Annotated in this window: 9 protein-coding genes; all 9 read right to left on the reverse strand. The window is 42.1% G+C overall.

Annotated features, from left to right (window positions below; all coding sequences use genetic code 11):
• Positions 1 to 16: 16 nt before the first annotated feature.
• The gene (locus tag CD03_RS32000) at positions 17 to 2,719 is read right to left on the reverse strand and encodes a glycosyl hydrolase (RefSeq protein WP_081820154.1); all 2,703 of its coding nucleotides are present in this window, start codon (positions 2,717 to 2,719) and stop codon (positions 17 to 19) included.
• Positions 2,720 to 2,762: 43 nt separating this feature from the next.
• Positions 2,763 to 4,313, reverse strand: coding sequence for a response regulator (locus tag CD03_RS0101695; protein ID WP_027292149.1), 1,551 nt, complete (start codon positions 4,311 to 4,313; stop codon positions 2,763 to 2,765).
• A gap of 16 nt (positions 4,314 to 4,329) precedes the next feature.
• Entirely contained in the window at positions 4,330 to 6,117 is a 1,788-nt protein-coding gene (locus CD03_RS0101700; protein ID WP_160295786.1) for a sensor histidine kinase, read from the reverse strand.
• A 237-nt stretch (positions 6,118 to 6,354) separates the two neighbouring features.
• Positions 6,355 to 8,016, reverse strand: a complete 1,662-nt coding sequence (locus CD03_RS0101705; RefSeq protein ID WP_027292151.1) for an extracellular solute-binding protein — start codon at positions 8,014 to 8,016, stop codon at positions 6,355 to 6,357.
• A gap of 215 nt (positions 8,017 to 8,231) precedes the next feature.
• Positions 8,232 to 9,125 (reverse strand): carbohydrate ABC transporter permease, encoded by an 894-nt coding sequence (locus tag CD03_RS0101710; protein ID WP_044288842.1) that lies wholly within the window; start codon positions 9,123 to 9,125, stop codon positions 8,232 to 8,234.
• A complete protein-coding gene (locus tag CD03_RS32005; RefSeq protein WP_044288843.1) occupies positions 9,125 to 10,066 on the reverse strand; it encodes an ABC transporter permease in 942 nt (313 codons plus the stop codon). The genes CD03_RS0101710 and CD03_RS32005 overlap by 1 nt, the downstream gene beginning before the upstream one ends.
• 241 nt (positions 10,067 to 10,307) lie before the next feature.
• Positions 10,308 to 11,882, reverse strand: a complete 1,575-nt coding sequence (locus CD03_RS0101720; protein ID WP_052377616.1) for a hypothetical protein — start codon at positions 11,880 to 11,882, stop codon at positions 10,308 to 10,310.
• 54 nt (positions 11,883 to 11,936) lie between these two features.
• Entirely contained in the window at positions 11,937 to 12,800 is an 864-nt protein-coding gene (locus tag CD03_RS0101725) for a sugar phosphate isomerase/epimerase family protein (RefSeq protein WP_044288844.1), read from the reverse strand.
• Positions 12,801 to 12,813: 13 nt separating this feature from the next.
• Positions 12,814 to 15,054: a glycoside hydrolase family 2 protein gene (locus CD03_RS0101730; RefSeq protein WP_027292155.1), complete on the reverse strand. Its 2,241-nt coding sequence runs from the start codon at positions 15,052 to 15,054 to the stop codon at positions 12,814 to 12,816.
• Between the last annotated feature and the right edge of the window lie 5 nt (positions 15,055 to 15,059).

Consider the following 15,059-nt stretch of genomic DNA (forward strand, 5'->3'; position numbering starts at 1 on the left):
CTAACGGTTCTGAAATTTACTTTTTCTGGCATAAATAAACTTTGCCACACAACCCCACATGATTCTGCGGCTGCCAGTTCTCCGACTTGTTCTTCGGGAAAATCTGTCGTTCCAAAGTAGTTGCCACTTCAATCGCAATCCGATTCTCTCCCTGATGCAGGAAATTCCCAATCTCATAGCGATAAGGCGGCACAATCTGAATTCCGCAGTCTTTTCCATTAACAAACACTTGCACTGTTTCCCCTGCATCTGTTATCTCCAAAATCGTATTCGACTCCACTTCTGTTCCCAGATTTACATCCTGCTCATACCGCAGCACTCCGGCAAAATCAGGCAGTTCTCTTTCGGCAAAATCAGGCAGTGAAACCTGACTGCTATGTCCAAATGCCGGATAGTCAATGCTCTTGCAGACATTTCGTTTCCAATTGGTTTCAATTTTTATTTTCCGTACGATATGATAGATGCTTTTTTCCTTCAAATTTCCAGGCATTTCCCGATCAAATACAATTATCCAGCTCTTTCCAGGCTCAATTCGAACTTTGATTTCTAATCCGGTTTCCGCTTCGCGATCTTCCAGTGCTTCCCTTAGCTCCGTGCAGGCTTTGACATCTAACAATTCCAGGCGGTTTTCCCACGCATCATATCGATAACATATTTCTGGCGTTCCTCTAAGCCGGATATTTCCTTCATAGATTTCTGTACCTTCATTCACCAAGTAGAGAATTTCAGGTTCTCCGTAATACTGATAACTACGGATAAATTTCTCCGCCGGGCTAAGTTGTATCTGAGGCATCTTTCTCTTTCTCATGTAATTGGCAAGTTTTGTAAGCTTCACACTCATCGCATTTTCTCTTATTTCTTCCAATAATACATCTTCTTTGCCTGATTCTATCTGGCTGCAGATTCCCTTTGGATAAGAATTTACAAAAACACATGGAAATCCCTGTTCCCCCAACTTCACAATCGCATCTGCTGTCTCCTTTGTAATATAGTCCGTTTCCGGGATAATAAATATTTTGTACTCCTGTGTATGTACTTTCAAACCATTGTCCAAGCTCACTTGGTAACAACTGTCTGTAAATATATCTGATGGTACAAAGTCAAACCCGATCTGCGCTTCTGTCAGAACTCGTGCGGGTTCCTGTATATACATACATGTCATACCGCTCCATTCCGCGTCTCCGTGATACAGAATCGCAGCCTCACTCTCATGTCTGCCTCCACTGATCAGATTGCAGATTCGGTTCATATACTTCATCAATTCTCCAAAATGCCGATACTGAGGGTTATGCCCATGCGCATAAAAATGTGGCGGACAGTCAGGATCTGGAAATGCCTTTGGTGAAAAAGCATGAGGCACATAATGATTAACACCGCGCACCATAAAATGATCTGCAAGATATGCTTCCAGACGCACACCCTCTTTCCAACCATAATTCCCGAAAATCTCACACATAGAACGATTTTTCTTTCTTGCATCAATCGCAGCCGCACTGGATGCCAGGCGCCCCAGTGCAAAATGATAAAATACACCATCTCTCTTAGTCCCAAGATGGGATACATACAGAGTATCTTCTCCCTGTGGCAGTACCTGTCCGCCAATATCATCAATTCCCGACATATCTTGCCCTGCAAGGCCTCTGAAAAAATGCCCCAAGCTGGATCCACACCGCGCATGCTGGTTATTATCCTCAATCAAGTGTCCAATATACTTCACACCATGTTCCCGGCACCAGTCCCCTATCTGCATGGAAAAGTCCTCTTCCACACGCCGTGTCACCAAATCCATAAATCCATATCGCACCTTTGCTGTCATGTTTTCATCAAATTTTCTGTCCCAGAGAAGCGGCAGCAATTTCAGATAATCTGCCCCCCAGTGCTTCTCCAAATCCTTCTGCAGCTGTATGCTCCACGGTTGGTCATCCTGCTCATAGATCTTTTGATCCATCAAATAAAGATGTCCGTTTCCAATCTCCGGCTCATCAGAGAAAAATCCTGCAATTGTTTTCCCGAAGTCATCCTTATAATGTGCATAATGAGGTTCATATACTGTCTCAATCAATGTACGGCATGCCTCTTTATCCAGCATATTCATATAGTTCCGGTGCGCTCCTCTGTTTCTTGTCAGTTGGCAAGAATAAATTTGCCAATCTCCCTCGGAAGGCGTAAAGACAATTTTCCCTTCGTTTTCCTTCAGCATCACGAGATCTTTTTCACCCGATCCATTCTTTTTTACAGCAACGGCGCCCAGCCACTGATCATCAGAAAATGTTTCAAATGACATGTCAAAATAATTTTCAATCCATGTAGCTTCAAACGGCGCTACGCTTTTATATTCTGTCGCCTCCCATGTCCGTTCACATCCCGCTGCTACTTCTCCCAACACCTTATATGTCAGAAACCATCTTCTGCAGGAATCCGGCTTTTCTTCTACCTTTCCATTACAATAGCCTGTCGGAAAATGACTGTCATCCAAAATCCATACTTTCATCTTCCGCCTTCTTGCTTCATCTAGAATGATATCCATATCATGCCACCATCTAGCTCCAACAAAATCAGGATGGGGGCGGCTTTCAATACAAACAGCTCGGATATTCGCATTATAGATCACCTGCATATACTCACGCAGTATTGATTCTGTTTCCCCATGCTGCCAAAAAAACGGAAAAATGTAATTATCCATTTCGTTATTCAATAGTCTTTCTATTTTTGAATTCATCTGCGTCTCCTCTTTTTGCTTTGCTGGCTGTACTGTATTCCATTTAATCATCCTGTGCATACTTTTGCCGATACTCACTGGGCTTCATACCTTCCGTTCGTTCAAATATCTGATTAAAATGATTCACATCACTATATCCCACCAGCCTGCATACTTCGTAGATGTGCAGCTCTGTTTCTGCCAGCAGCTTCTTCGCCCGATCCACACGATAATCCATCAAATATCTCTGATAAGTCACACCAGTCTTTTTCTTAAACAACTGACTGAAATAATATGGATTGATATAAAACTTCTTTGAAATATCATTCAAGGTAATGTTCTGATTATAATTCTTCCGGATATATTCTTTTACCTCTACAATCAAATCCTTTTTCTTCGGCACACTATCTTTGAGCATCACTTCATTCATAATGCTCACCATATTCATAATCCAGTTTTCCAACTGTTCCATAGTCTTAAACTTTTCAATACTTTTCAACGTGAACAGGTTTTTTCCAAAGTACTCATTCAACTGCAGCTGTGCCGTCGGGATATTATGCAGTCCAAGCAGTACAATATTCAGACTCAATTTTTGCAGTTCAGGAAGTGAAAGATTGTTTTCTGAAAGAACCCTATTGAAAATTCCTTTTACCGCAATATGAAATCCATCCTGATCAAACCGATCAATTCGTTCTTTCAGTTGCTCTGTCTCTTTCTCTGTAAGCAAATCTGTCCGGTTATCCATATCATACAGTTCCTCAAACAGAATCGCTGCACTACTCCCCTTCAGGATTCGGTAATTCAATGCCACACGGGCTTCTTCATATGCTTTCGGAAGCTTTGTATAATCCTCGTAAGAACTTCCTATTCCAACACTGATATGGTATCGATCTTGTTCTTCTTTCATAGCATACTGTCGGATAAGATTCTTCTTTTCTTCTATATCCATACTCTTTGCACCTATGACAACTGCCATCTGTGCATTTCCCGTCTTTACTCCATAGAAAAACATCCCACTTGAAGAAGTCAGCCCTTCTTCTATACTGAAATCACTCAGAGCTTCATCCCATTCAATCACCATACAGGTATACTGTCCATATTCTTCCGATATACCCATCTGATTCAGGTATTCTCCGACTTTATATTGACTGTCTGTTCCACCTGTCAGGAAATCCCGCAGAGCATAATCTCTCATATCATCATTTAGCTTACTAAGCGAATCCTCTGTCTTTCTTCGCTCTGAGATTTCTTTACATACTTTACTCAGCATGTTGCTCAGTTCTTCTTCATCCACCGGTTTTGTAATAAAATCCCTTACACCAAGTTCAATCGCCTTCTTGGCATAGCTGAACTCTGCATAACCACTTAACACCATGAACTCTGCCGGAAAATTGACTTCCCGCAATGCCCGAATCATTTCCAATCCATCCATAACCGGCATTTTGATATCCGTCAATATAATATCCGGCTGTTCCTCCGTTGCCTTCTCATAACCTTCCCTACCATCATGTGCCAATAGAACCGGTGTACATTCCGGATTGTATTTTTCTACTAAATAGGCAATTCCTCTTGCCTTTTCTTTCTCGTCCTCTACAATCAACACTTTATATGCCATAACTCAACCTCTTCATCTAGTCCATATATGGTACTCGAATCTCAACAACCGTTCCCTGTTCATTGCTTGATACAATTCGCAATTCTCCGTCGCTTCCATAACGCAGGCGGAGTCTCTCAGCAATATTGCGAAGTCCGATTCGATGTGAATCACTCTCTTCTACACCCTTTTCTTTCTGTATTTCCACATCTTGGGACACGTAAAGTCCCTGTCGCACCGCTTCCAATCTCTCCGGACTCATTCCCTTCCCGTCATCCTGAATGGTAAAGACCATTTTCTTCTCTTCTGTCAATTGGCCCGTAATCCATATTTCAATGGGTATACCACTTTCGTTACTTCCATATTTAAAGCAATTCTCCACAACTGGCTGAAACAAAATTGCCATGAACTTCGCATGATAAATTTGTGGATCTATACTCTCTTTTAGTGTAATTACATTATCAAACCGAATATTCTGTAGTTGGATATAAGATCGAATATTTTCCAGTTCATCACGAACTTTATAATTTTTCTTATCGCTGTCCAGAACTGTTCGAAACATCTTTGCCAGCAACTTTACCATATCCGCCACTGTATCGTCTCCATTCAAAATCGCTTTGATACGAATCGATTCCAGTGTATTAAACAGAAAATGGGGATTAATCTGGGTACAAAGTGCCAAATACTGCGCATTTTTTTGACGAATTCCTGCCTGGTACACCTCTTCAATTAGTTTCTCCATTTTGCCAACCATATGGTTGTAGCTTTTTACAAGACTTCCAATCTCATCATTTCCTGCCGAATCCATAATAAGCTCATAATTCCCGCCTTCTAGACATTCCATACTACTTTGCAGTTTCTTGATCAGACGAAGCATCCTTTTACTAAATAGGATAGAAACTGAAATAATAACCACTATTAAAATTATAACGAGAAGAAGGGTCACCCTTTGAATAAAACTGACCCGCAGTAACATTTTGCTCCGAGGAATAACTGTATTAATCTTCATTCCTAACTGTTCCGTTGTATCTTCTATCACGAGATAATTGCTTGGATCCTTCTGATACATCAGAAGCTCTTCTTCATTAATCTCACTATAATTCACCCGCCCGCTGGACAGATCCGAATCATAAATCAGACCACCTCTGGCATCTGTAATATTGATTTTTATATTATATTGATTGCGTTCTAACAAAAAAGCATCACTCAGCTTTAGAATGCTCGCAGGTGGCAAATCAATCAGAATTAAACCTGCATATCTACCATTGCTACCATAAACTTTCCGTCCAAAGGTAACTATAATCTGATCCTTATTTTTATCGTAATAAGAACAATCATGCAGTGGCGTCAAAAACAAGGTGTCTAAATTCTGCTGCTGATCTAAAAACCACTTCTGTTGAATCAGTTCTTCATAATTTAAAGTCTTTCCGTTCCGATCATATTGATAGTACTCCCCGGCTTCGTTCATAATTGTAATCGATTGGATCTCACTTTCCATAGTCATTAGTTTCATGACCATTTGACGATAATACAATTTATTTTCAACCTGCTGGGATATTGGAATATCGGTAGCTAAATTATCCAACAGTCTGTCATTTACCAACAATGACTTTGTAGATAAATCATAATCGCTTACAAATTGATTCATATCTGAAGCAATCTGCGAACTAAATATAGCTGTTGTCTCCTCCATTTCTGCTTCTAAACTAGCCGCTGAAATGCGATAAAGCACAAAACTGCTGATAAGCAACGGTATTACACTAACTATTGAAAACACAAGTATCAATTTTAAAGCCATATTCAGGTTATGCCATATCTTTTTCATTACCATCACACCGAAACGTAAGTTTCCCCTTCTGTCTTATTCCAAAGAGAATTCCAGCATATCAAAAGTCCCTCACCTGCACATCCTCTTATTTTAACAGATACTTTATGCCTTTCTCCTTCCGTTTCTTATATTATGAAAACAGGAGCCCTGAGGAATATATCCCCCGGACTCCTGCAGCTTAAGATTCCCTCTTATTAATCTCCGGCAAGTTTCTGTCAAAATCTATATCCGTTCTTATTTAGTTTTATTAGCATACCACTCTCTAGCCAGTTCTGTCACTTCTTTTCCGCCCGATGCATACCATTTTTCAACAAACTCATCGAACTTATCAATTGGATATTCTCCTGCAATGATCTTGGTTGCGTACTCAACATATAATGTCCTGTTTCCGATATCGGGAAAATCAGAGTAAATAGAATCCGGCATACCATCACCTGCAAAGCTCTTCACATACTCCTGGTTTTTCTGAACATTCTCAACTGCCTGAGAAACTGCCCATTCCCTGTCTTCTGTTAACTGTGTGGACAATACATTTACCTGGAAGTCAATGGTTGCAATGCTGTTGTATGGCGCAAGTACCAGGTTCTGTTGAGTAGACGGATCATCCGGAAGTCGAACTGCCTTTCCATCTATCACTTCACTGTGCATACCTTCTACACCGTTGTAAAATTCCATCCACATGTCCTGATTTCCATATGCATCCAGTACCTTCATAATCTTATCTATTTTTTCTTCATCCTCTGTGTTGGCTACTACAAATCCGCCGCCATTCATCTGACGATGCGTATAGTAACCTTCATATCCTGGTGCGGAAATTGCTGGTAGGATAGCGATTTGTGGTTTTACACCTGTTCCAGTATAAATATTCTCGGCATAGTTGTAGCACTCCTGTGGAAGATGTTCCCACACCCCTACAACCCCTGAGTTAATCTTTCCATCCCATGCGGACTTGTCATTCAACAGCGTCTCTGGATCAAGCAGACCCTCTGCATACAATTCTGACATCCATTCCAGGCAATCTTTCATATTTTGAGTTACTGCGGAATATGTAAGTTCTCCGTCATAAATATCCCACTGCGGATATCCTTCCCACATTGCAATTCCATACTGTCCAAACATCTGCCCCATCCATCTTACTTCTGCACGTCCGCCAGTCGCAATCTCATCTGCAACACCGTTTCCATTCGGATCGTCATTTTTAAAAGCACGTAGTACTTCAACAAATTCCTCCTGTGTTGTCGGCATTTTGAGTCCCAGACTATCCAGCCAGTCCTGACGAATCATACCACCGTTTCTTCCATAATTCAGAACCTGTGGAATCACATAAATACGATTCTCACCCGTTGGGTCATTGGCCTTTACAGCATCCCACATTTCTTCCGGAATGCTTTCCCACAAATGGGGAGCTTTCTCCTGTAATAAATCTGTCAAATCCAAAAGTGCGCCGCTCTCAATCAACTCTGATTCAATACCATTCCACGGACTGAATACATCCGGCATATCACCTGCTGCAATTCTTAAGTTTAACTGTTCCAGGTAAGTCTCACCGCCATTCCACTCTACATATGGCTGTACGATACCGACACCCATCATCTCTTTGTATAGATTGTACAATTCACTTCCTGCTTCCACTGGTAGATATCCGGTATTAGTACCCCAAACCTCAATGTCTTCATCTGACGCCACTTCCTTACTATCTGACACTGCTTCCTTGCTATCTGACACTGCTTCCTTGCTATCTGACACTGCTTCCTTGCCATCTGACACTGCTTCCTCACCACCTGATGCTGTTTGTCCATCTTTTTTTTCTGATGATCCGCAACCTGACAGCATGGATAATACCATCGCTGATGCTACCATTACACTTAATAGTCTTTTCACGAATTTACTTTTCATACCTCTCCACCTCATTCTTTTTATTTTATTTTATCAGTTTTTTTTATTTTTTAAATATGGGGATTTTAGAAATCGCTATGTGCTTTTTTAGATTTTTACTACATTACACTGGCAATTCTATCAATCACGAGGAAATATCATATGCACCTCGTCAGTGCACACAAGGATTATATCACAGCAGAGATTAATATGTAGACCGTGATATAGAAAATTTATCAGCCTTTTACTGAACCAAGCATTGCACCTTTAGCAAAGTATTTCTGAATCCATGGATAACCGATCAAAATCGGAAGTATTGCAAATACAACTGCTACCGCACTCAATGTTGCTGGTGTATAATTCGCTGTCTGCGCCATTGTAATCGCGCGTAGTTCACTACCACCGTCTACGATAGAGCGGATCTTCATCTGTAGCGGAAAGAGATCCATATTCTGAATGAACATCATCGGATGTTCATACTGATTCCACATAGTAACACCGTAGAATAAGCCAACCGTTGCTAACACTGCTTTGGATGCCGGCAGTACAATCTGGAACAAGATTCGGAACCTTCCGCATCCATCGATCATCGCAGCTTCTTCCAATTCTTTCGGAAACTGCTTAAAGAATGTCCGAACAATAATCAGATTATATGCCGTCATAATATGCGGTAATATTAAAACCCAATAGCTGTTAAACAATCCGTATGAACGAAGCGTCAGGAAGTATGGCACCTTCGGTGCTGAAAATACCATTGTGAACACAACAAGCAGCATAATATATTTTGAAGTCTTAAACTCCGCCTTTGACAGGGGATATGCCATCAGCACATTTAGTATCAGAGCAAAAATCACACCAATTGCAGTCGATGAAACTGAGATTAAAAACGGTTTCCAAATTCCACCCTTGCCCAGAAGATAATTCCATGAGTCAAACGTGAATTCTACCGGCAACAGATTGATGAGATTCATCTGTGACGCAGTCTTTGAACTTAGGGAGATCGCAAGTTCCGAAATAAGTGGAATGGCTGTAATAACTGCAAACAAAACCAATATTATTGTAATTAAAATCCCGAAAACCCTGTCTTTTGCAGACTCCCGCACAAGTGATGCTTTTTTACGAACTTTCATTACCACAGCCCTCCATCCTCTGAGACCTTATTTGCAATCTTGTTAAACGTAACTACCATAAATAATCCAACTACCGACTGAAACAGACCAACGGCCGTTGCAAAACTATACTGTGCCTGTTGGATTCCAACACGAAATACATATGTATCAAAGATATCTGCAACTGCATATGTCATCGGCGTATACAGATTGTAAACCTGGTCGAAACCAAGTGTAAGGAAACTTCCAATGTTCAAAAGAAGCAATGTCAACACCGTTGGAATCAAAAGCGGGAATGTGATATAACGTATTTTCTGAAATCTGGACGCTCCGTCAATTGCCGCCGATTCATACAGACTTGGGTCAATACCGCTAATTGCTGCCAGATATACAACTGTCCCCCAGCCAGATTCTTTCCATATCGTGGAAATCACATAAATCGGTCGGAACCAGCTTTCTTTCTGCATAACCAATAGCGTATCCATTCCAAAGAATTCTCTTACATTATTGAATAGTCCACCAACACCAAAAATATCAAATACGAGACCTCCAACAACAACCCATGATACAAAATATGGGATACAAATAATTGTTTGGATTCCTTTCTTAATCTTTGCATTCCGAAGTTCGTTCAGCATCAGTGCCAGAATAACTGGAATAGGAAATGTCAAACATATTTTCAGTAAACCCAGTACAATTGTATTCCGAAGTATCTTGTAAAAATCCGGGTAAACAAATAATTTTTTGAAATTTTCCAACCCGCACCATGCGCTTTCCCAGATCCCTTTATAAGCCGAGTAATCCTTGAATGCAATAACACTCCCCATCATCGGAATATATTTAAACATAATCAGATAAATAATTCCTGGAAGCATCATCACGTAATACGGCCAATACTTTTTAAAATGACTTCGCGATCCGGAAGACTTTGCGGCAACATTTCTTGTTTTTACTGCAACCATAACACCCTCATACCTTCTTTCTTTTTGATGATTTAATTTTAGCATTTTTCTATTTTTTTGAAATATGGATATTATAGGTCTTGGCATGGTATTTTTTAGATTCTATGACCGTGTGGTGTGGATGGTAAAGAATTTGAAATATTGTCGGGAAGTAACATAGGCTAAAGCCGGGGCAAAATAGCTCATGTGAGTTATACTGCCTCGGCTTTAGCCTATGTTATTTTGAAAGTGGCTGAGGAGTTTAGTCCGCCATATCCTCTACGTTTCTCCTAAGTCCATCATACTCTGCATAACCGTAACATTTCGGCTCCCCATCCTCATCCATATCTTTTGCAAGATGTACTTGAAATCTACTGTCCGGTAAAAATGTAATCCTTAATTTCATCTGCCCCGTATGTTCTCCTGTTACTTGAAGATTGCTCCAAATGACCGTCTCTTCAGGCACAAACATGTTGGCCGGCGCTTTTACCCGAATCCACCCATCATAAAAGGTCTTTCCGTCCTCACTGTAGTGGTCATATCTGGTTTCTACTGTATCACCCGCTATATAAGAGTTTACCACTATGCCACATACACCTTCTATTTTTACGGGATAGGATGGCTCTGTCTGCATTCTGGCATATTCCATTGGAAGTGCATAAGGAATCTCTTCTTTTCCCGGAGTCACTCCCCACATTTTTGGCTTTGACGGCTGCACATCCAAAAGCTTGCATTTGCGCAGTCTGCTTTTTACTTTCCCCTCTACCAACCGGGTACTTTCGTTCCACATTGCTTTTGTACTGTCCGGATGCCAGCTCATAGGAGAATAATACACCCATTTTCCTTCCGGATCGCTTAAATTTATCCCTTCGTGAGCTCTTCCCTCACTCATAGAACGCTGGACATCAATCAGTACCGGACCAATATTACCGGCTTTTTCATAACGGACACCTGAAATCGCATACTGATACAACATATTCAAATATTTTCTTCGTGTGATATTATCCTTATGAAGTGGCACAACCCCCAGTACCCCACAGTCCGTCTTCGGTGAAAACCTAGGCGACATACAGACAGCATAATGCTCATTAGGAGAAAAGATAGCCGTTTCTTCATAGCCAAGTGTCTCTGTAATCTGAGCAACCTCTTCTGTATCCAGCATCTGCAGCGTACTTTCCGTAATGCAGGTTCCCCCACCAGCCAGCGTAATACCTCTTCCTCCCCTTACAAACTGTTTAACTTCCCCTCCTCTGCTTACCTTGGTACGGAAAAATCCCTCATTTTCCAAATCTGGTTCAACTTCGTTCACAGTACTGATGATACACATATCTTCCATTGCATAATGGGATTCCTTTCTCACTAGGCTTCCGAGAAAATTAAAAACTCCGTTCCCTGTTAGGGACGAGAAGCATATATGCTCATTGTCAGGCGCAATCAACGGTTCGGACCATCTCATAAATAACCCTGGGATTTCGTAGATCTCTTCTGGAAATACCACTTCCACTAACTCAGACGAGGTACATCGATCCAGATCTGGTGTGCATTCTAACACATAGTCCCCTAGCAAGATCCGTTTATTATCGGAATAACACATCCAGCGTATTCCGTTAGCTCCCTTTTTCATTGGGATTACTCCATCAAACAGTTCACAGAGTTCCCGACCATCCTCTGTTATTGTAAACACCCGATACCAATTTTCATTTTTTTCAGGTTCTCTCACAGATACTAATATACGCCCTGAAAAAGTATAGGTTCCGTTTACATTTGTATCAATTCCATCTGGCAGCGGAATGTCTGTGATTTCTATGCGACCATATTCTGTATTTTCGATTAACATAATTCCTTCCTTTCTACTTTGCAGCCTCTACTTTCTGCACATCTTAAATGCCTGTTAAAAAGTCACATATTTGTTCATAAACTCCGCACTCATCTGAAATGATTTTATCGGCGATTTATCCACCCAGTTTTTATGGCTCTCCAGAATCACCGCGTCCACGCCGGCTTTCTTCGCTTGTTCCACCATCACCGTAAGATTCATGTTCCCATATCCCAACTCCATGCTATCTGACTTAAGAATCGAGCTAGTCCTTCCACTCACACGGCTTCCCCGGTCATTGATGTGGTACAGCTTCATCCGTTCACCTAGCTGCTCCATTAATGGCAGCACATCTACACCTGCTTCAGCTGGCCAGTAGGAATCAAATTCAAAATTGACATACTCCGGATTCGTCTTCTCCAGAATCAAGTCATAGGCCGTTTTGCCCGATTCTACCTTGCGAAATTCACAGTTGTGATTATGGTATAACAGGGAAATACCTCCTTCTGCAAAAACCTTTCCTACATGGTTCAGTTTCTCGATCAAATCCAGTACCGCCGCTTTATCTGAATAGTCAAACTGGTGCATCCCAGTCACAACAATATATTTGGTATCAAAGGCCTTTGCTTCGGCGATAATATCCTCCGGTGCCCGCATGCAGCTTCCCAGGTCTTCATGTACACTGACCACCTTTAAATCAGACTCGGCTATCAGCTTTTCCCAATCCAATTTGCCGGTCTTCCCCATCGGCATTCTGGCCAGTGTGGTCAGGAGCCGGACTATCATGGGCATTTTTTTAATCATAAAGCCATTCAATTCGATTCCGTCATATCCGGCATCTTTCATCAGCTGCATGGTCTCTTTTGCCTTCTCTTCGCTTCCCATGACTGTGCCGAGCTGAATCATCTGAACTGCTTTTACCGTTTTTTTCAATTCCATTTTTTCGCTTCCTCTATTGTTTCGGAATCTGCTGCAATGCTGCATTCAAAGCCATTACCTGCTCCTGACTCACGACGTCTCCGACCTGCTTTAACATACTCTCCAAAGTCATAGCTCCCATCATTTTTATCAGGTTTGGGTTATCCTTTACACTTTCAGCCACATCACCCCGGCCGGCAGATGTCTGTGCCATCATCGCTCCCATGATTGCTCCTGTCTGGGGATGGCTCTGCAATGTTGCCAGCGTATCTTTTATTGAAAAATATCCCTCTTTGAAATCATTTTTGTCGAACCAGTTGACAAGGTCTCCGGCTGTTCCGAACCGATAATCCTGATTCGGTTTTTCTACCTTGCGAATCGACATTGCATCAGTACATTGTCCCGCCAGAGCTTGCACGGTATGATTGCCACTGATGGGCACTGCAAAGCAAAATACCCGATTCCCCTTTTGTGTCTCAATCGGCTCACCATCTACATATAAGGTCACTTCAGGCTGATTGGAATAGACCTTTACTTCGGTTACTCCCTCTGCCCGATCCACATATCGGCTGCCACACAAATGGACAAATGCTTCCTCGCTCCAATATGCCTTATACAGATAGAACGCATCCTTTTTCAACCTTCGATCCATGGTAACCAGCCCTTTTTGATTCTGACCGTTCTTACCACCCTCGTCCCTTCCGTCTGCCGCAAAGTCAAACATGTTCCAGACATGGGTCGCCCAGAGATACGGACGCTCCTCTATCATCCTGATGATATGCTCATGATAAATACACTGATAATCTTCGGTATAATCACCGCGCTCCGGATCTGATGAATGAAATGCCGGATTGGCATCTGCACCATATTCAGAAAATCCGATACATCGTTTGGGGTAAGTCGCATGATACTCATCAAAGAAGCTGTTGTTTTGTTCCAGCTCGCCCAGATACCAGCCAAAGTATAGATTATAACTGGCAATATCAGGAATTTCTAATAGCGGACTGTCCGTCTCCAGCATAAATACATGGGCCATCGTGGTCGGCCGGGTCGCGTCCAGACTATGGCACAGATCATTTAATAACCGGTGGTTTTCCATCAAATCATCGCTTACGCCTCCACTTGCAGAAATTTCATTCGATAATCCCCAGCAGACAATCGATGGGTGATTATAATTTTGCACCACCAACTCTCGCATCTGGCTTAAGGTATTTTCCCTGCCGTTTGGCATATGCTGGGTGATGTATGGAATCTCTGTCCAGAGAATCATACCGTAAGCATCGCACAGATCGTAAAAATACTGACTATGCTGATAATGCGCCAGGCGGATGGTATTTGCACCGATTTCCCGGATGATTTCCAGATCCTCTACCTGCATTTCTTTCGACAGGACATTTCCCGTGCCCAGACGGTCCTGATGACGTGAAACACCACGCAGCGGGTAGCTACGACCATTTAAAAAGAATCCTTCCTGTGGGTCAAATTTGATGGTGCGACAACCAAATTTAGTAGTAATGCTGTCACCGTCTTCATCATTCTGACAAATTTCCGCTTTAATGGTGTACAGATATGGATCATCGATGCCATCCCATAGATGTACATTTTCAATGGTAAATACCGCTTCTGCGTGTCCGTCTATGATTTGGGCTTCCTGTATCAAGTCACCGATTACAAAAGTAACTGTCTCTGCCACACCTTCTACCCAGGCTTCGGCGGTTACTTTTGCATCCTTTCCAACCACCTCCGGCGTGGCCTTGATGCCCGATCCGCCGGCATAGCCAAGAGCAAAATGTGCTTTTGGTACAATCAACAGATTCACTTCCCGGTAAAGACCACCATAAAAGGTGAAGTCGGCTTTTTGCGGATATACCCGGTCATTTTCCGAATTATCCACCGAAACTGTCAACTGGTTCTCTTCCTGCAGATATTCAGTCAGATTTACCCTAAAGGTAGAGTATCCGCCTTCGTGAGTTATCCTTTTTTCTCCATTCAAATAGAATTCAGCCGTCATCGCGGCACCGCAGAATTCCAGCCAGATCTCCTTCTCCTTCTTTAATTCTGCCAAAGACTGTCCATCTGCCACTTCGGTTATGTCCAGTTTTCTCCTATACCAGCAGAGTCCACGATAATAATCATTACCACCGTCCTGCCCGTCTAAGGCATTCCATGTGTGGGGGAGGGTTACTGCTTCGCCTGTAGTCTCCCATGCTGCAGAGGCACTGGCAGCTGTTTTTACAAACTGCCAGCCGTTATCCAATAAAATCGTATTCCGCATAATTT

Source organism: Robinsoniella sp. KNHs210 (genome assembly GCF_000686105.1).
Lineage (GTDB): Bacteria > Bacillota > Clostridia > Lachnospirales > Lachnospiraceae > Robinsoniella > Robinsoniella peoriensis.

Excerpts from the sequence above, each read along its gene's own strand:
- CD03_RS0101700 (WP_160295786.1), bottom strand. The coding sequence starts at position 6,117 with ATGAAAAAGATATGGCATAACCTGAATATGGCTTTAAAATTGATACTT.
- CD03_RS0101720 (WP_052377616.1), bottom strand. The coding sequence starts at position 11,882 with ATGTTAATCGAAAATACAGAATATGGTCGCATAGAAATCACAGACATT.
- CD03_RS0101725 (WP_044288844.1), bottom strand. The coding sequence starts at position 12,800 with ATGGAATTGAAAAAAACGGTAAAAGCAGTTCAGATGATTCAGCTCGGC.
- CD03_RS32000 (WP_081820154.1), bottom strand. The coding sequence starts at position 2,719 with ATGAATTCAAAAATAGAAAGACTATTGAATAACGAAATGGATAATTAC.
- CD03_RS0101730 (WP_027292155.1), bottom strand. The coding sequence starts at position 15,054 with ATGCGGAATACGATTTTATTGGATAACGGCTGGCAGTTTGTAAAAACA.
- CD03_RS0101705 (WP_027292151.1), bottom strand. The coding sequence starts at position 8,016 with ATGAAAAGTAAATTCGTGAAAAGACTATTAAGTGTAATGGTAGCATCA.
- CD03_RS32005 (WP_044288843.1), bottom strand. The coding sequence starts at position 10,066 with ATGGTTGCAGTAAAAACAAGAAATGTTGCCGCAAAGTCTTCCGGATCG.
- CD03_RS0101710 (WP_044288842.1), bottom strand. The coding sequence starts at position 9,125 with ATGAAAGTTCGTAAAAAAGCATCACTTGTGCGGGAGTCTGCAAAAGAC.
- CD03_RS0101695 (WP_027292149.1), bottom strand. The coding sequence starts at position 4,313 with ATGGCATATAAAGTGTTGATTGTAGAGGACGAGAAAGAAAAGGCAAGA.